The following is a 19,192-nucleotide window of genomic DNA, read 5'->3' as shown; positions in this document are numbered from 1 at the left end:
CCAGGTTATTCGAGCAGCACCAATTTCTCGGTTGCGGTCTGCTCGCGCGTAGTGAGTCTCACAAAATATATGCCGGCAGGGACACGTAAACCCTGATTACCTGTACCATCCCATAACACCCACGATCCTTGATACCCGACACTGGATACTGGATCGAATGATTTGACCAGGCGGCCGCCAGCGTCGTAGATCTCTATATCAATTCGTTCTGCGCCGTTTACCATACCAAAATTGATGACGCTCGTGCTTGAAAAGGGATTTGGCTTTGCGGTGAGTGCAATTTGTTCAGGGGTAGCAGTATTCAGTTCTTGAATGCCGACCCTCAGCCAATCCTGTCCGCCGTTTGTCGTCCGTAGAATGTGATCATAGCCGCATGCAAGTCCGTTTAAGTGATCAATAAAATCGACATCGAAGAGCGTGCTGTCTGCAGGACTGGTTTGTGTAGTCCAGGTATTACCACCGTCCGTGGTGTGTATCATGGAACCGGATTTGCCGACAGCCCAACCCTCAAGTTCGACAAAATCGACTGCTCTCAGGTAATATACATCTGCGGGAACACTTATGGGATTCCATGTTGTTCCACCATTCGTCGTTTTCCAGACAATGGGTTCATAAGTGCCATCAACTCCGCCGACAACTATGCCTTCATTGATATTGAAGAAGTGTATGTCAAAGAAATCCTCGTAACCGGCCGCGTGGTAGCCATCAAGTGTATCCCAGAATATACCGCCGTCATCTGTAGCGACGATATAACCCTGTCCGGTCGCTATCGAGTCGGGCCAGCCTGCGCATATCCATCCATCCCATTGATTCACAAACGACACGCCGTAGTACTCTGCCTGGTACCAGTCGGTGAATATACGCTCCCAGAGCTGTCCACCATTAGTGGTGCGCGCAAGTGCGCCGTCACCGCCGACCGACCAGCCGATGTTCTGATTGTAGAATTCTATGCGAGTTCCGTATTTGGAGAATCCTGCTTCCTGCCGCTCCCAGATATTACCTCCATCGCTCGTACCGAGAATTTCGCCGGCATGTAGGTTGTGTTTTCCGGTTGTCCATGCATGTGAACCATCGTAGCATGTGACATCCCAAAATCTGCGTGCGATCGTATCTGGCGGCACTTCCTGCGGTGCCCATGTCGAACCACCGTCGCTCGTGTGAATGATCAACGTCGTATCAAGGCAGACGATCCAGCCGTTGACGTTGTCGGGTGCCAATGTGCATCCGTGGTAATTGATGGCAAATGCTGTCGAAGTAAGTGCCACTAGTAGAATCAAACCTCTCATAATACCCCCTTATGTAATCTGTGGCTGTCACTTAATTGTCACAGACAAACTCACAAGACGAAATTTTCTTTATCAGCTGAAATAGTCTTAATCTACGAGGATTACTTTTCTGGATATGTTGTACCTATGATCCTGTAAGACAATGAAATAGATGCCTGCAGGCACTCTTCTGCTCCATGTATCGGTACGGTTCCACTTGACTGATGAAGGATGACCGATTACAGATAGCTGACTTGAAAGATCCTGGACAACGCGTCCTGCCACATCATAGACTCTTAAGATTGCCTGTCTGTTATCAGTTATCTGGTATCTGATATCAACGAGTTTGGAGGACGGATTCGGTGATATACTGAGCATATTGCCATGGTTTGTTCTGGTGCTAAATTCGGATATGCCGGTGAATGAATCTGGAGGGTTGGTTGTGAATTTGATCGCCCGACCGTTCGTCAATGGTGCTGCAGCAGAAGGGTAGACGTTGGCATAGGTGTACTCTATCCCGGTCGTATGATCAAAATCCTCAATGCCTACTGTAGCATAATTATGCCAGCCATCATCATTTGTGATATTCAAGTATTGGAAAAGTATCTCTCCATCACCCGTCTCTGTGGAGTAGTATTGAGGGTCATAGAGTATGACTTCGAACGTTTGTAGTTCAGACGGTGTTGGAGTGGTGGGGTCGTGAATATGCTGGATCCGTGAATGCTCAACGACAAAACGATGACCGGCTGCATCATGCCAGTAGCAAACATTGCCGCTTGAATCCGTTGCGGTTGGATCCAGGTCATCCCAGAATGGCGCAATGAGCAGCGGCGGTCCTCCTGCAGCCGGTATGTGCCAGTTGTACATATCGGCCACGATTGTCGAATCCATTGCGATATATCCGTCGGAACTTATTGATACACGATTATACCAGTTTCCGTAAAATTTGAAGCTGAATGGCAATTGTACGGTTTTCGTTTCGTCGGCCGCGAGGCTTATCGTATCACCTGGACCTCCATGAGCAGGATCGATCTCCACCCAGCTATAGGTTGGCGCATCAGGATAATCCGTGTCCGTGTTGTCATAGGCGAAATATCCATAGTCATCAGGGCCGAGCGGTTCGGTTGAGTCAACGATGCCAATGGTCAATCTGAATCCGGTTGTGTCCACGAAGCCGTTGTTCCCTGTGACAATAAGTGCGAAACGTACAATGGTGCCCGGTGTGAGGTTCGAATTTGCCGCCAGAGTGAAATAGTTCGAGCTGTTCGTGGCAGTATCACCGACCGCGATATTCCCGAAGAATCCCATGGAATCGCTCACGATCAAACCGCTATTCGCTGATCTGAGTATCCCTGATACATTGCTTGCCTCGAGCCCGCCATTATTTTCTATGCACAACATGAAATCGCATGTCTCTCCGGGTTCGAGTACGCCGTTGCCGTCCATCACTTGATTCCATTTATAGATCACATTAGGTGACTTGACTGTGATCCACACGCTTCCTGACCAATTACCCTGTGCCGATGAAATATCGAGGTTGAATTTCAGGACATGATCGTTACGAATTCCTGACGCAACGTTGAATGTGAATGGGGAAGCGGTTGCAGTCGCTCCCGGATTGATATTAGGATATGATTTGACAGAATCGGTCATTGTGATGTTCACATCCTCTGTGGACAACCGCGCCGAAACACCTGTTGCCGTAGTTGAAGTGCCGTAGTTCTTCAGTGTTACATTGAGACTTATTGGTTCTCCCGGATTCACCTGGCCATTGTTATTCCCGCCCGGATCGCTGATGGTGTGGCTGAAATAGTCTACATACACCGATGAATTATTGACCGTGCAATATCCTCTATAGGGTTTATAGTTTGTTTTTGTTACGGTCACGAAAAGCGTATCCTGGGTACTTGTTGAAAAATTGAAATCGACGTAACCTGCCGCATCGGTGAAGGCTATTTCTTTTATTTCATTCGACTTGTGTAAACTGACCATCGCGTCCTCAACCGGTTGCGCCCCAGAATTCATCACCGTGATCGAGAGGAAATTCGCGCCCACCGGTATTGAAGTTGTGTGAGCAACCTGGAAAGTGTCCGGGATGTCAGTCCAGACACTCATTGATGGATCGCCCAGCAGATTGAATGAGTGGAAATAAAACGAGCTGCCCGAAAGGATCGTCGTATCGTCCGGGAAATTAGTATAAACTTCCATTTTGCCTCGGTACAACGCAGGCCCCAGCTCTGCTATCTTATCTTTTGCAAATGCCCAATATACACCGTAATCAAGGCAGTTATTCCAGCGACTATGGGTCGAAGGCGAAGCCGATCCGAAGAATCCCACTGCGCCTTTGGGAGTCACGGGATTACCAGCCCTCAGCCATGCTTCGCCAAAACATGTGCTGTAGCCGAAAGAGCCCGTGTAACAGGTGATACTGGTAACAATAGGTAACATCCCGCCGTTGTTCAATGCGTATACATCGTCGTTCCTGAAGTTGGGCCAGGGCCAGCCATCGACATCACCTTCGCCTGAGCGGTAATTAACGAAAATCACACCTTGATTTATCGCATTGGTGATACCTGAAGCGGGCATGGGATAAAATACAGTGTCTACTGCATTGAAACCGTAATCGAGCAGTCTATCCCTTACCCAGCGTTTGGTCGGGAGCGGCGTGGTCATGAATCCAGGTTGGTTCGCGCCGACCATCAGTGCCCGTTTGAACCATGCCGCATTCGATGTCGGAGGATTGGTTTCATAGCCAATGATTTTCGCGATCATAGTGTTCAACTCGAGTTCAGTTGCAGCCGGTAGACGTCCGACTAAAAGTTCTGAAAAGAAATCATCGCCAGTTATTAACGTGTAGGGATGGTCAGTCAATGAAGGATTCGAAGATGCTGCGGGAATATAGCCTACGTCGCCGACTAATAACACATATTCAGGACGTGGCGACCATGTGTTGTATGCATTAGCGATGTAATTCCTGATTTCGGTTGCACTGCTTCCTGTTAGGGACAGTGGACGGACCTCGACACGCCAGCCTTTCTGCTCCTTCCAGCGTACAAGCGGCGACAACTCGTCGAGAAATCCGTCTGGGGCAATGATAAGATATCCTGCTGGCGGCATATTACCTGTTTCGCGAAGATTAAGAATGAGCCCGGCGTATGCTTTCACCAAAGATGGTGGTAGTTCAAGCTCTTTGGAGCTCGGGTCGATAGCCACTGTTATTTCGACGGATTCGCAATAGACCTTGTGGGTGTTATTTAAGTATGACGGATAAATGATGATTGGGTACAGTTTAGCATTACCTGTGTGTATTGGTTCGGCGATCTCAACTGGGCTGTACTTGTGTAAACCTGAAGGGCTTTCGTTCACAATCGAATCGATAGTGGTAATCCGGTAGTCAATGAATGGCTCGTGTTCTGCGATGACAAATCGGGTGATTGCCAACTGCTCAAGTTTGCTGTTTTCAGAAAAACTTACTCGGAACTGTAGTTTTGTTGCCGATGATTCTGTCATGACAACTTGGTTGTAAGCGTATCCAGCACAAAGAGCCAGCAATAATGCCGTCATTATTCCTCCTCGACGATTATCAACAGTCCCAAATCGCGGTCGGCAACAAAGATTGTGTCATTTCGAACGGCAATACCGTTTGCATATGAAACGTCGAGACTTCCGTAAAGAACCGGATCTTCCGGGTTGCTGACATCGATGACGAAAAGACCTCCATCACCGTCGGCAACGTATGCCTTGTCTCCAGAGACACAGACTTCATTAGCATAGTCACGTGTGTCGAATTCGCCAACGATTACCGGATGGGCGGGGTCGGCTATGTCAATGATTATCAACCCTGCCCGGCCGTCAGCAACGTAGGCTTGATTCCCATTGATAAAGAGACTTCGAGCGTTTGCTGGAGTGTCTATCCAGCCGACAGGTAGTGTGTCGGGGCTAGCTAGATTGAATATCCACATTCCCATTTGTTCGCAACTCAGGTAAGCAAGTGTGTCAACCATTTGCAGAGCTATTACGTCGCCGTAGGTCTTCAGTCTTCTGGTATACGATTGAAAGGTGATGTCCCAAACATAGAACCAATACCCGGCAGCGATGTATACATACGCCGTATCGGCAGCTGGAGCTACGACATCGTAAGCAGAAAATGACCCATCCTGTACTAAAGAATACGGTGAGGTTGGGTCGGCAATACTGAGCACAAGGAGTCCGCCGCCCAACGGTGACATAGCAACATAGGCGAAGGTATCTCTCACCGCAACGGCGTTGGCATCCCAACCGTATGGTACATAATTACCAATAACACTTGTGGATTCAGGATTGCTTATATCGACGATCTGCAGACCGCCCTGTCCATCCGCCACGTAGGCAAGGTCGCCGACAAGTTCGACTTTCTCTGCGTATCCAGGCAATGGACATTCACCTATGATAGTGAAGATTGTTTCCGGTTCAACCTCGGGACGGCCGCAAAATGAAAGAACCAAAAAAACTAAGAAAAGGAACTTCAGATATTTCACGTAACCCCCTAATAATAGAATTCAAAACCTGCGCCAACTCTATATCTGGTATAGTCTTTGATCCTATCGATATCCGAGAGGATTTCGGACGTTGCGTTCCTCCACTGGCGCATCAACGTAAGCTTCAACTGGAGACCGGTCATCAGGCGCGAATAGGTTGTCAACATCACCCGGTGCCTGTGATCACGGCGTCCGAAATGAAGCGAGTCCTCACTAGTTGAAGTAACATAATTTCTGAGACCATAATCGTATGACAGATTCATTGTTGTGGGTAAGGCGACGACCATTTGAGCAGAAAAGTCCCCGCTGAGCGAATGTTGGTAGAATGAACCGTCTGGTGTCAGGTCAATGTTTGATGTTGTTGCATCGGCCGAATCCGTATATGAATTTCTGAATTCGTAGCCAAAGGCAAAATCCAAATGTCTGTGTATTTTCTTTTCTATGCCAAACGATAGAATGTGACCGCTGGCATCGTAACGATTGAATTCTGTGATGTAATCATCCCATCTATGGCCGTAACCTGCAGTCAGAGTGATGTCATGGGCGGTCATGAAAGACAATTTCCCGCTCGCGGTATGGTATGTAGCCTCACATCCGATGTAATCCGTGCTTCCGCCGTAGGGGTCACGGTAGTATCGTATCAGATAACCGGGTATGACCTGGTATGATACCTTGGCCGCGTATCTACCCAGTGATTGCCTGAGTCCGAACGTGTATCTTTGAAAATTCTTCTGTCTGTTAAGCAGGTAGTTGTCGGAGTTCAAATTGACGCTGAACGTGGTGGTACGTTTGCCAAAGAATTTGTTTCTGACCAGTAAAGCGAAGTCGAAGGAAGTGATCAGGTCATCATAAGTGTCAAACGGGAATCGATACGGACGTATACCATCCAGGAACTCGTCAATGTATTCCTGAGAATATGCATAGATGTTGTTGTCGTAGGTCGCATCGACGTCGAAATTGTATGAATAATCCCAGAGTGTGAACAGTATGAATAAGATCATTTTTCCTCGACCAGGAACCTCAAAGCGGCGCTTTCGGCGATGGTGCCGGCCAAGCTGAAGCGGAGCAGATGCGTTCCTGCACTCAAGTTGACGTGAAAACTGCGGGCATTCGACGGCACGATGTTCTTTCTGTCCTTGTATGTGATCATTTGTGACTTGTAGCACTTCAATGGAAATCTCTCGCTCTTGCCATTGTCTTCGACAGTGAGTGTATAATTCTGATCGCCGATCATTTTTTCATCATAGTTGAGTCTGGCTATTACACGCAGGCGTTGTGGTCCGTTTAAACGCACCGTGACAGTACCATTATTTGTTAACTCGTAGTACTTCACTATTCTTTCTTCTTCGATCGCCTCGATGATCGCGTTGTATTCAGCGGCGGTAATTTCTTCCCAGCGCTTCGGCGACTCGTAGGCGAATTTGACCAGTATCGTATCCTGGGGTGATGACCAGTGGGTCAATTTATAATGGTTCAGACCCTCTGGTACTTCAATGTAGAAAGACCGCCACTTGCTCAGAGTTCTTCCTTTCTTGTCCTTTGACACGCTCGATTCGTCTGATTCGAGGGTCATAATTTCTTCGTCGATTTCATTTTTCTGTAGTATCACCTTATAGATCTCGCTGCCCAGGCTGCCCTTGGGCCAGACGATCCTGGTGTATACCCTCAGGTACGTCGGCCCCTCGACCGAGAACGAAAGCGGCTGGTTCTTAACCAGCAGCAGGTACTCATCAGTTTTCTTAGTGACTATCTCAATTTCCCATTTCTTGTAAGGTTCTATCTTCTGCAATTGAGAAAAAAGGCAGAGAGCCATCACAAGATTAACCATTTCTTCTCCTTTTTAGATAATAATCGACATCAAAACGCAGCACGATAAACAAAATGACTGCCAGAATGAGGGTCGCCACTATGGCGATGGCAACCGAGTATTTGTATTCATAGTACAGACGTCCTTCTCCTGGTTTGGGTAACGGAATCGGCGACACCCCGAGACCGTTGTTCTGTGCCAGGGTGTTTATATCATTTAGGTTGATGACAGGAATACCTGATTGCGAGAAGAGTGCGATCAATCCATTACCTGCCCGTATCGAATACGGTCTGATCAACCCACCATCTGTTGCTGAACCGGCGAGAGCCGTCGCTCTCTCTCCGACATTTATGAAGATCTTTATGTTGCCGAGCGAGTTGAATTTTTCCATCTTTTTCTCAATGACTTCATCCAGATTTCTGGCTTCTATCATTGGGACGGTATTCCTCATCGCAGCCTGTTCAACGATCTCCCGTCCTGCCGGACTCAAGCCGCGGCCGACATCGTCCTCACCGCCCAGTGATGCAGCAATAGTTCTCGATTTAAGAATACCACGCTCGACGAGTATGTTTTCCATGTCCAGATATGTGAGTTCAGGGTAGTTGGCACCCCACATCGACGCGCTCACCGACGTGATGATGACCGGTTTGAGCCCCAGCGCCTCGGTCGCGCTGACCACACTGATGTTAAGTGCCGGCAGCGAGCCCGAAAGTGAAACACCAACCAGATCATCCTTCCTGGCGCCGGCTTCTTTTAGCAGCTTGACGACCAGGGCGGCCAGGTTAGGGTTGGTCGATGTCAATTTAGCATCGAGATCGCCACGTTCCGTGGTGATAGGTGAATACTGGAGTCCGATGATGCCGGTTTCGTTCGGGTCGTTGATCCGGTCGATAGGGATCCCCATGCGCACTACGGTATCTTTAATGACAGCGAACGCCCGGTTTGCCTTCTCGGCTGCACTCAATTTCTCGCTGTGGTATTCTGTCTGGACTTTTGCTTTTGAATTCAACTCAACGATCATCAAGAGAATGGTGATCGTCGTCACAATGAGGAGTGATAAAATCGATATCTTGCCTTCGCGTTTCTTCATGGTAATACCATCCCGTTATGAACGATGATAATGATCAGCCGCACCAGACTCGAAACGATGATCATGGCTGAAAGCGTTGGGATAATACCCTGCCGGGCAATCCAGTAGGCGATCAAGCCGGGTATCACGAAACCGACCGTCTGAATGTCCATGCTGAATTCATTAAAGTTTATTGTGGGTGAAATGCGCGTCAGATATGCAATGAGGTAGCCGATCAAGATCGATATGATCAACAATCTGCGGCCGTAAATTATTATGTAAGAAGAAAGCAATTTGATTATTAAATAGGTAATCAATCCAGCGAGTATAGTTGCGATGACCTGCACCGGGTGGTGCAGCACAAGAGCGATGTAGCCAGGCACGACAATACCACCCGCAGCGAGTCCAATGGTCTCGGTTAAGATGAGACTCAAGAACATTCCTATCCCAACGGATTCAATTAGTATCATCTGTTCCTTTCACGAAGTAAGAATCGGTTCATCATTTCTTCACCATAACCCACCGTATTGCCCATCGCAAAAATAAAGCTGTTATTCGATACCGCATTGGTCACGGCCTGTACCACTTCATCGGGAGTTCTCCCGCCGATATCGAGAATTTTTTCGCGCGCGGTTGTCTTGTAGAGTTTTCGCGCGAGAATTTCGGTACCGCTGCCGGTTAGTATGTAGCGGTCAGCTGGCATGCTTTCCTTGATAAGCTTTGCCATCTGGAACGAGCGGTCGATCCTGTCATTTCGGCAATTCACGAGGATATTTATCTCCGGGTAGTTCTTATCTACCATCTGCCATATCATGTGGGTCGAATCGGGATCATTGGCTGCCATGGCATTGATCAGCGTGACCGATTTGCTGTTCAGTGACAGTAAATGTTTTCGCAGAACACCTGGGTCAGGGGATGCAGAGAGCATGGCTTTTAGTGCATCTTGCGCATCTACTCCAAATCTTTTGCATACGTCAAGAGCCAGCGCAACGTTTGCTTTGTGTTCGATATAATGGAAATCGGCGATTGTGGTGTCCGGGACACTGTTTGCATCCGAAAAGGTCACATTTATTCCCTTCATGCGTAGCATCTTTTGATGATCTTCTAATATGCTTTTATCGCCGACAAACAATATTGCGTTGCTCGGTATGGCATTGAGAAAATGTCCGGCAATGTCTCTGAGCGAAGGTCCCATAACATCGAGATGGTCAGCACGAACATTGGTGATCACGACCGCGTTTGGCTTGACGATCTGCACTGCCTCCGAATATTGCAGATCAGGCCTCAACGCCATGCATTCGAGCACGATCGCATCTGGTCTTTCGGCGGTTGCTTTTCTGAATATCTTGACTTGTTCCCGGATATTCGGCATACCGAGGCGCATAACCGGTTGCTCGTTTCGGTTGTCGGTGATGAAACTGGCCCTTGTGCCTGTCGTCTTTGCTATAACTTTCTTGCCGCCACCCCTGAGCCCGGCGGCAATCAATCGCGTAACGGACGATTTTCCGCGACTTCCGTTCACCCATATGCGGACCGGTATGGATCTAACCCGTTTCTCATGATTGACCTTTTCAATTCTGAGAAAGAGTATATAGAGCCCTATTAATGCTAAGACAGCATAAATTCCTAAAAACATATTAAATCCAAGTATACACATAATAGTATCCATGTCAACGAGGTAGGACATTGTTTTAAACCGAAATATAAACGATTTTTGCCTTTTTTTGTCTAAATTCTGTATGAGATTTGACAGATTTACGCAGAAAGCTCAGGATGCCTTGTCAAGTGCTCAGGAGCTTCTTGATGAGTACAATCATCAGGAGCTGGACGTTGAGCATATCTTCATTGCGCTGCTGAGACAGGAAGATGGACTGGTCCCTAAGATTCTTCACCGCCTCGACGTGGTGCCAGATCTTGTTCAGCGCAGATTGGAGAATTCGCTCGAAAAGCGGCCCAAGTTGTACGGCGGTGCTACTGCACAGATCTACATTACCCCGAGAACCAAGAAGATGCTGGCTCTGGCGCGTGCTGAGGCAGAGCGCATGAAAGATGAATATGTTGGTTCAGAGCACATGCTGCTGGCAATATCAGAGGAGCGTGAGGGGGAGACCGCGGCGGTTTTACGCGAATTTGCCATAACCAAAGAGAAGATATATCAGGCCTTGCAGGGGATGCGTGGTTCGCAGAGAGTGATAGACCAGGATGCAGAGAACAAGTACATGGCTTTGGAGAGGTTTACACGTGATATAACGGCTCTTGCCAAACAAGGAAAACTGGATCCGGTGATCGGAAGGGACGATGAAATAAAGCGTTTGATACAAGTACTTTCACGTCGAACGAAGAACAACCCCGTACTCATTGGAGATGCCGGCGTTGGCAAAACGGCCATAATCGAAGGTTTGGCGCAGAGAATCGTGGACAAGAACGTTCCCGAGATTCTCAAAGACAAACGAATACTCGCTCTTGACATGGGTGCTCTGGTCGCCGGTTCAAAGTACCGGGGGGAATTCGAAGAACGGCTTAAAACGGTCATGGATGAGATCAAAAAGGGAAAAGGAGAAATAATTCTGTTTATCGATGAGCTGCATACGATCGTAGGAGCTGGCGCTGCCGAGGGCGCAATTGATGCGTCCAACATGTTAAAGCCCGCTCTGGCGCGCGGTGAATTACAGTGCATAGGTGCTACTACGCTCAATGAATACCGTAAGAATATCGAGAAAGATGCCGCTCTGGAGAGAAGATTCGCACCGGTCTTTGTAGGTGAACCCTCGGTCGAGGACACGATAAAGATACTGGAAGGTTTGAAGAGCAGGTATGAATCGCATCACGGTGTTATCATTGACACGAGCGCTATCGAAGCGGCGGCAAAACTATCTGACCGGTATATTACCGAGCGTTTTCTGCCTGATAAGGCCATTGATTTGATCGATGAGGCATGCGCGCGTGCTCGTATTGAGGTATATTCGATGCCCGATGACCTCAAAGAAATGGAGAAGCGTTTAGAACAACTCACGGTCGAGGGTAAGCAAGCTGTGGATATGCGTAACTATGAGAAAGCTGCTGAGCTGCGTGATGAGTCTGAAAAGATGCAGAAGGAGTACAGACAGAAGAGGGGAGAATGGATGAAGCAGCGCGGCATAGATGACAAGGTCACGGCCGACGATATCGCGCATATTGTGTCAAGTTGGACCGGGATCCCTGTTTCGCGAATGATGGAATCGGAAATGGACAAACTCCTCAAGATGGAGGAACGTATACACATGCGTCTCGTAGACCAGGAAGATGCTGTGGTTGCTGTGAGTGATGCAATACGTCGTTCGCGTGCTGGTCTGAAAGACCCGAACAGGCCGATCGGTTCTTTCATTTTTCTAGGACCGACCGGTGTTGGTAAGACGGAATTAAGCAAGTCTCTGGCCCAATTCCTATTCGACACTGAAGAAGCGATGGTTCGCATCGATATGACCGAATATCAGGAGAAACATACGGTATCAAGATTGATCGGCGCGCCTCCAGGATATGTTGGTTATGAAGAGGGTGGTCAGCTTACCGAGGCAGTGAGGCGTCGTCCCTACCGTGTGATACTCTTCGATGAGTTTGAAAAGGCGCATCCAGATGTCTTCAACGTACTCCTGCAGATGCTCGATGACGGCCGTTTGACCGATGGCCAGGGTAGAACCGTCGATTTCAAGAATACGATAATAATCATGACCTCGAATCTGGGGAGCGAAGTGATCACCGAAAGTCTGCAGCGTGGGAAATTCGACTATGAGCAGAGCAAGAAAGATGTATTTCAGATACTGCAGCGAAGTGTCAAGCCAGAATTCCTCAATCGTATCGATGAAGTGATAGTTTTCAAACCCCTTGGATTCGATGAAATCAAGGGCATTGTTGAGCGGGAGTTAAAGAAGATTATGAAGAATATTATAGAGTTCGGATACAAGCTCCATTTCTCCGAAGGGGTCAAGGATCATCTCGCACACGAGGGTTTTGATCCTGTATACGGGGCCAGGCCGTTGCGCAGGGCGATCCAGAGGCTGGTCGAGAATCCCTTGTCCAAAGCTATCCTGGCCAAGAGTTTCAAGAAAGGTGCCGCGATAAAAGTAGATGTTGAAAAGGGTGAAATTGTATTTAGTTAGACGTCCTATACATCAACTGGTTCTCTAGTACCCCTCCATTTATGGAGGGGAAGAATGGAGGGGTAAGTTAATTGCCCCGCAGTTTACGAGCACCGAAGCGATCCGAATTTAATTGACTTGCGCATGTAAATTAGTATAATCCAGCAGTCGAGGAGGGCATTCATGAGACAACTTATCTTTGTATTACTAATTGCGTGGACTGCGCTGTCTGCGCAGACCGTGATTAATGCGATCACCGCACCCGCGAATGCTTCGGGTCTTGCCTGGGATGGCAGCTATATATGGTGCGGCGCGTATGGTGTGAACGGTGATACAGTATACAAGTTGGACCCGAGTAATGGTAATATACTCAAGAGATTGAGATGGCGGTTGAGCGCGGATTGCTATGGTCTTGCATTTGACCAGGGTGACCTCTGGATCAGTGACCAGTTGAGCGGAACTGATTCGATATACAGGATCGATACCATAACCGGTGCGCGTCTACATGCTTTTCCTGCCCACAAGGAATACATGGCTGGCCTCGCAAATGACGGGATTGATCTATGGCACTGCGTATACTACAACCCGAACGGACGCGCGTACAAGATACAGAAAACAAACGGCGCGGTCCTGGACAGCATGAACATATACGAACTGCCGCAGCCATGGGGTGCAACATGGGACGGTCAATATCTCTGGGTATGTAATGATGGTAATTATGGTGGCTCGCACAGCATATACAAGATTGATGTAGTATTGAAGCAGATCGTCGATTCTCTGGCTTCGCCCGGCAACCGTCCGTGGGGTCTCGCCTGGGATGGCATGTACCTTTGGGTCGTTGCCGAAGGCAGTTCACCGACCGGTCACGTAGCATACCAGATAGACCTTCAAGGTGGTGGTACGCCGGACATAGAGGTGATACCAGCCAGTTACAACTACGGCAATGTTCCCTTTGATACATCGTTCTCATTCTGGCTGAACATAGCAAATGTCGGTGATGATACACTAACGATAGATACCATCTACACATTGAACCCATTGTTCTATACTACACCGCTGTCTTTCCCTATCGACATACCAGAGGGCGCGGCTACGAATATTTCCGTGTCATTTGGTCCAGACACTTTTTCATACTATTCTTCCACCCTGTTGATCGTTAGCAATGATCCGGTCAATGAAACAACCTATGTTCCGCTGTCAGGACACGGCGTCTATCCTGATCCGTACCTGTCACCCCAGTCATCGAGTTACAATTTCGGAAGCGTTCGCATTGACTGCGTAAAAGACTGGGAATTGAGCATCGCCAACCTGGGATATCCGTCGCTGGTTATTGACAGCGTGACCTTTGATACTGAGTTGTTTTTTCCAGGCACCATGACATTTCCGGTTTCCCTTTCATGTTTTGACACAACGTCCTTTCAGATAATCACGCGACCCTCTGGTTTAGGTCCATACAGTGGATATGCATTCGTGCACTCCAATGCTCCTTCGAGCCCTTATCCGATTGAACTGAGTGCCAGCGGGGACAGTCTTGAGCTGCCCGGTGGCACTCTGCTCTGGGTGTACGATTTCCCCGATAATGTAGTATGCGTTGCCGGCATTGCCGACATCAACGTTGACGGCGTGAACGATGTCGCTTGTGAGGCCTACGATGCCGGTGCGCCGATCGACAAACACCTGAACACATACTGGGGTAATAGTTCGGGCCACGGCGTATTGCAGTGGAACTTCAGCGGTGTTTATACAAGCGGCGGATGGGGTGATGATTGTCTGGCAATGGGCGACGACTACAATGGCGATGGCATGCCGGATATCCTGCTGGGTACTGCGTGGGGTGATAGAACCGTGTATGTCGTTGATGCGGTTACCGGTGATATCATCTGGTATTATGACAGCCACTCCTATGACGGTGAGGGCGGCTGGGTATATTCGGTAAAACCAATGCCTGATATCAATGGCGATGATATCGGCGAAGTGCTTGCCGGTATCGGCGGTAACTCGTTAGCATCTGGAGGACCCCGCAGCATGTATTGTTTCTCCGGTGCAAATGGTCAGATCATCTGGCAGCTGCGCATCGCAGATGCCGTCGGGTCGGTCAACTGGATACCTGATGTCAACAACGATAATGTCCCTGATGCGGTTTGCGGTGCCTGGGGTAATGGCTATGACGAAAAGGTCTACTGCGTGAGCGGTGCTTCGAGCGGCATGGTGTACGCACCGCTTTGGTCATACGACTGCGGCGGCGATATCCAATCTGTGATTGCGATTCCTGACCAGAACGGTGACAATAAGCAAGATGTGATCGCCGGTACGTGGAGTGATTCAGTATTCTGCCTGAGTGGGGCGAACGGCTCACGAATATGGGCTACATATGTCTATGGTTGGGTCACGAAGGTAGCGGAGATCCCTGATCTGATCGCGTCTGACATACCCGGGATCGGCGTGGCGCACGTTGGTACCTCATTCCAGGTGCTTAATGGTTCGAACGGAGCAGTACACTGGTCATATCCCATTGGCAGCAATGTGTGGAGTGTAGATGCCATTGAAGACCTCGATGATGACGGCAAGTGTGATGTCATAACCGGAAATCAGAATCCCGGTATTGTCTACTGTTTCAGTGGTCTCGATGGGAGCATTATCTGGTCATACAACGAAGGCAGGTTGATCTATTCGATACGTGCGGTCGATGACATAAGTTTTGACGGGTATGAGGATGTGCTGGTCGGAACGCAAGGTTTGAACAACGACGGACATTTCCTGGCGCTGTGTGGTGGTGTGCCTGGTGTCGGCATTGCCGGCCGTATAGACCGTGAGCCACTGGGCGTGATGGTATTCCCCCGGATCAGCCGCACATCCTTCAATATCGTCTTTGGAAGGGCGGCGATCGAGGATATAAGCATATACGATGTCGCCGGAAGGCTGGTCAAGCACTATCAGGATATCGGTGATGACACTGAGCGTATCGTCTGGCACGCACGAGACGAAAATGGACGTAGCGTTGCACAGGGTATTTACTTTGTTAGGTTGACCGGCAAAGATTTCGACCGTACTGAAAAACTTGTCGTTGTTAGATGATGCTCTATGACCCGGGCACAGAAATAGACGAGAATAGGAGAGAAATTGTAGTCAGACTGCGAACAAAATGCCCCAAGGTGGCCGAGCCCTGCCGGTTCGGCGATATCACGGATGCCTGTTGCTGTCTACATAATCCATGTCGGAATCTTACCGGTAAAATGGGATATTTAAATGTTGTTTAAAGCGATAGTTGAATATTCAGAAAGAGTGAGACAGACTTCCTCAAGGAACAGCAAAATCAGTATCATTGAAGAATTCCTCAGCAAATTGTCTGTTGATGAGGCGCTGATCGGCGTAAACTACATTGCTGGCAGAATAAGGCAGGGCAAGCTCAATATAGCATGGAAAGGTATAACTGAGCTTTCCAACACGGTTTTTCGGCGTTCACGTTCACCCAGTCTCGTTCAGGTCGACAGGTACTTGGAACTGGTTTGCTCAGCAAGGGGGCGAAAAAAGATTGAAGCCTTGACGCCGCTTTTCACAAAACTGGGCAAGGATGAGAGAAAATACCTCGTATTGCTCATGGTTGGAGAGGTACAGCAGGGTGCAGGTGAAGGTGTGGTAAAACATGCCATAGCCCGCTTCTTTGGACTATCCGATGAAGAGATTGAGAGGGCATATCTTCAAAAACCCGACATCGCAGAACTGTTCTTTCTGCTGCGGAGTCAAGGGAAGGAGGCGATAGATAGTCTGGGTATAAGCATTTTCAGTCCGGTTAAGCCAATGCTTGCCCAGATGGCAAATTCCCTTGATGATGTCTTCGATGAAAATGAAGAATTTGCACTGGAGCACAAGCTGGATGGAATTAGAATACAGACACACCGTGATGGAGATAAGGTCAAGATATTCTCCCGGCATCTCAAGGACATCACAGATCACTTTCCAGAGTTAGTCCAGAATGCGCGACAATTACCGGTCACCAAGTTTATCCTTGATGGTGAGGCGATCGGCATCGATAAGAAGGGGAGACCGGTTCGATTCCAGGTTCTTGCGCGCCGTACCACGAGGAAAAAGAATATCATTGAGATGCAACGTGAGGTGCCGGTCTTGCCGCAGTATTTCGATGCACTCTATGTAGGTGATGAGGATTTGACAGGGAAGACTTACGCGGAGCGCGTAGAAATCCTCAATGATGTAGTTCGTAGAAAGCGTAATCTCGCGGCTCGGCTGATACCTGTCAGTAAGAACAAAGCCAGAACTTTCTATGACCAGTCATTAGAACTGGGTAATGAGGGAGTAGTTGTCAAATTACTCGGTTCTGAGTATCGCCCTGGTAAACGTGGAAAATTCTGGTTCAAACTCAAGGGTACACATACGGTTGATTGTGTGATATTGGCGGCCGAGTGGGGCCACGGACGAAGACACGGTTTTCTGTCAAACCTGCATCTCGGCGTCCTCGATGAAACAAAAACAAAATATTTGATGGTCGGTAAAACTTTTAAGGGGCTGACCGATAAAATGCTACAATGGATGACTGTTAACCTTCCCAGATACAAAGTGCACGAAGACGAATGGACCGTGTACGTCAGACCGGTTGTAGTCGTCGAGATAGTATTCAATGAAGTGCAGAAGAGCCCTAAATATGAATCGGGTGTTGCCCTCAGATTCGCCCGTGTGAAGAAGCTTCGGGAAGACAAGACCGCTCAAGAGATAAACACGATAATCGATCTTGAAAGCATTTCAGCAGTTTCATCGAAGGGCCCGTAACATATTGTACTGCATGCATTTGCATTAAAGGTATAGGAGGATCATTATGGCAGAATTTCAAAGATACCTGGAAAAAGCGATATCCGCGGGTATGACAAAAGCAAAGATGATCAGTACAAGAAAAATTACAGTGGCGAATTGGGTTAGAATCAAGTGCCAGTATGGATGCGGTGGTTACAGCAAGCGGCTGACCTGTCCACCATATTCACCATCGCCTGAATACACGCGTGAAATGATAAGTGAATACTCTACAGCATTATTGATGCAGATGGAAGACATTTCCCCTGATAGGGAAACGAAGCTGAGCCGGAAGTTGAAAAGCATCGTTGCTGAACTCGAACGTGAATTTTTCCTCCATGGGTACTACAAAGCATTTGGCATGACCTCGGGACCCTGCCGGCTCTGTCGAACATGTGATACCAGGAAGCCATGCAAATATCCTTATGAGGCGAGACCGGCCATGGAAGCATGCGGTATTGATGTGTATCAGACCGTAAGGAATAACGGTCTGAAGCTCGAAGTTGTGCAAAGAGAAGATTCGTGCTGCACTTATAATGGATTGATCCTGGTTGAATGAACTGTCATGATCGAGATCGACGGTAGCTACCTCGAAGGAGGTGGCCAGATCCTGAGAACTGCGGTTGCGGTATCGGCGATAACCAGTAAACCTGTACATATCTTCAATATCAGAAAAGGCAGGGATAAGCCTGGTTTGAGACCCCAACACCTTCACGGTATCGCTGCTGCCGGTCAGATATGTGACGCCAGGATCAATGGGCTGAGTATGAACTCAACCGACATCGTTTTTGTTCCGGGAAAAATCAAGGGAGGAGAATATGTCATCGATACCAAAACCGCGGGGTCGGTCACCTTGATACTGCAGACATTAGTTCCCCTCGGGACCTATGCCGACTGTCCACTTGAACTCACACTAAGAGGCGGAACAGCGGTGCCGTTTAGCCCGACGATCACATATTTCTTACATGTATTCTGTTCAATACTACGGAATCACAGTGTCTCAATAGAAGTTGAAGTTAGACGCCACGGGTTCTACCCGAAGGGCGGCGGCGAAGTATTTGTGAGGATAATTCCATCGGATATTGGGGTTTTTAAATTGAGAGATCGGGGTTCGGTGAAACAAGTCAGTGCTTGGATAACCGCTTCTAATCATCTGAAGACGGCGAAGGTTGCGGAAAGAATTCAGAATGGATTTTCCGGGGTGTTCAGAGATCCCGACATCACGTTTTCGTATATCGATGCATCCTCTCCCGGTTGTTTCATAACCGCGTGCGCACGTTATGATAATGGTCTACTTGGTGCAGATGCAATCGGCAGAAGGGGGAAACCTGCTGAGGAAGTGGGCATGGACGCCGCCAATGTATTGAAAGCAGCTGTTGCAGCAGAAGCGTGCGTTGACCAGTGGATGGTCGACCAAATGGTACCGTTCGTGGCTCTGGCGACACACCGGTCAGGCATGCCATGCGAAATAAGCATTCCGTCATTGACGAATCATGCGCAAACGAACATCTGGGTTGTCGAAAAATTCCTGGGTGTTATCTTCAGTGTGGAAAATGATATATTGAAATGTACGAAAAGTTCATGAAGAGTAATTAACGGATAACGACGAATCTTTTGTG

General features: G+C 48.4%; 13 protein-coding genes. 5 read left to right on the top strand and 8 right to left on the bottom strand.

The features are described from left to right. Positions 1-5 precede the first annotated feature (5 nt). From OEV79_01785 to pgsB, 8 genes are all read right to left on the bottom strand, one after another. Positions 6-1,286: a YCF48-related protein gene (locus OEV79_01785; protein ID MDH4210164.1), complete on the bottom strand. Its 1,281-nt coding sequence runs from the start codon at positions 1,284-1,286 to the stop codon at positions 6-8. Between the two features lie 87 nt (positions 1,287-1,373). Continuing rightward, positions 1,374-4,829 (bottom strand): C25 family cysteine peptidase, encoded by a 3,456-nt coding sequence (locus OEV79_01780; GenBank protein ID MDH4210163.1) that lies wholly within the window; start codon positions 4,827-4,829, stop codon positions 1,374-1,376. Then, complete coding sequence (locus tag OEV79_01775) at positions 4,829-5,782, bottom strand: hypothetical protein (GenBank protein ID MDH4210162.1); 954 nt, start codon at positions 5,780-5,782, stop codon at positions 4,829-4,831. The genes OEV79_01780 and OEV79_01775 overlap by 1 nt, the downstream gene beginning before the upstream one ends. 8 nt (positions 5,783-5,790) lie before the next feature. Next, entirely contained in the window at positions 5,791-6,783 is a 993-nt protein-coding gene (locus tag OEV79_01770; GenBank protein MDH4210161.1) for a hypothetical protein, read from the bottom strand. Continuing rightward, positions 6,780-7,610: a hypothetical protein gene (locus OEV79_01765; protein ID MDH4210160.1), complete on the bottom strand. Its 831-nt coding sequence runs from the start codon at positions 7,608-7,610 to the stop codon at positions 6,780-6,782. The genes OEV79_01770 and OEV79_01765 overlap by 4 nt, the downstream gene beginning before the upstream one ends. Next, positions 7,603-8,679: a poly-gamma-glutamate system protein gene (gene pgsW, locus OEV79_01760; GenBank protein MDH4210159.1), complete on the bottom strand. Its 1,077-nt coding sequence runs from the start codon at positions 8,677-8,679 to the stop codon at positions 7,603-7,605. The genes OEV79_01765 and pgsW overlap by 8 nt, the downstream gene beginning before the upstream one ends. Continuing rightward, positions 8,676-9,098, bottom strand: coding sequence for a poly-gamma-glutamate biosynthesis protein PgsC (gene pgsC, locus OEV79_01755; GenBank protein ID MDH4210158.1), 423 nt, complete (start codon positions 9,096-9,098; stop codon positions 8,676-8,678). Before pgsC ends, pgsW begins: the two co-directional genes overlap by 4 nt. A 26-nt stretch (positions 9,099-9,124) precedes the next feature. Continuing rightward, positions 9,125-10,294, bottom strand: coding sequence for a poly-gamma-glutamate synthase PgsB (gene pgsB, locus OEV79_01750; GenBank protein ID MDH4210157.1), 1,170 nt, complete (start codon positions 10,292-10,294; stop codon positions 9,125-9,127). 103 nt (positions 10,295-10,397) lie between these two features. Here pgsB and OEV79_01745 point away from each other — a divergent pair, with 103 nt between their 5' ends. The 5 genes from OEV79_01745 to rtcA all read left to right on the top strand — a co-directional run bounded on the left by OEV79_01745 (position 10,398) and on the right by rtcA (position 19,158). Further along, positions 10,398-12,794, top strand: coding sequence for an AAA family ATPase (locus OEV79_01745; protein MDH4210156.1), 2,397 nt, complete (start codon positions 10,398-10,400; stop codon positions 12,792-12,794). A gap of 162 nt (positions 12,795-12,956) precedes the next feature. Next, the gene (locus OEV79_01740; protein MDH4210155.1) at positions 12,957-15,848 is read left to right on the top strand and encodes a PQQ-binding-like beta-propeller repeat protein; all 2,892 of its coding nucleotides are present in this window, start codon (positions 12,957-12,959) and stop codon (positions 15,846-15,848) included. Between the two features lie 171 nt (positions 15,849-16,019). Next, complete coding sequence (locus tag OEV79_01735; GenBank protein MDH4210154.1) at positions 16,020-17,555, top strand: ATP-dependent DNA ligase; 1,536 nt, start codon at positions 16,020-16,022, stop codon at positions 17,553-17,555. Between the two features lie 46 nt (positions 17,556-17,601). Next, positions 17,602-18,132 carry a DUF2284 domain-containing protein gene (locus OEV79_01730; GenBank protein MDH4210153.1) on the top strand — a complete coding sequence of 177 codons (531 nt, stop codon included), beginning with the start codon at positions 17,602-17,604 and terminating at the stop codon, positions 18,130-18,132. A gap of 6 nt (positions 18,133-18,138) precedes the next feature. After that, entirely contained in the window at positions 18,139-19,158 is a 1,020-nt protein-coding gene (rtcA, locus tag OEV79_01725) for an RNA 3'-terminal phosphate cyclase (GenBank protein MDH4210152.1), read from the top strand. Positions 19,159-19,192: the final 34 nt, after the last annotated feature.

It is taken from the genome of candidate division WOR-3 bacterium (assembly GCA_029858255.1).
Lineage (GTDB): Bacteria > Hydrothermota > Tepidihabitantia > SM23-42 > SM23-42 > SM23-42.
The sequence above is the reverse complement of the archived record's forward strand: the minus strand, read 5'-3'. Positions and strand labels throughout refer to the sequence as shown.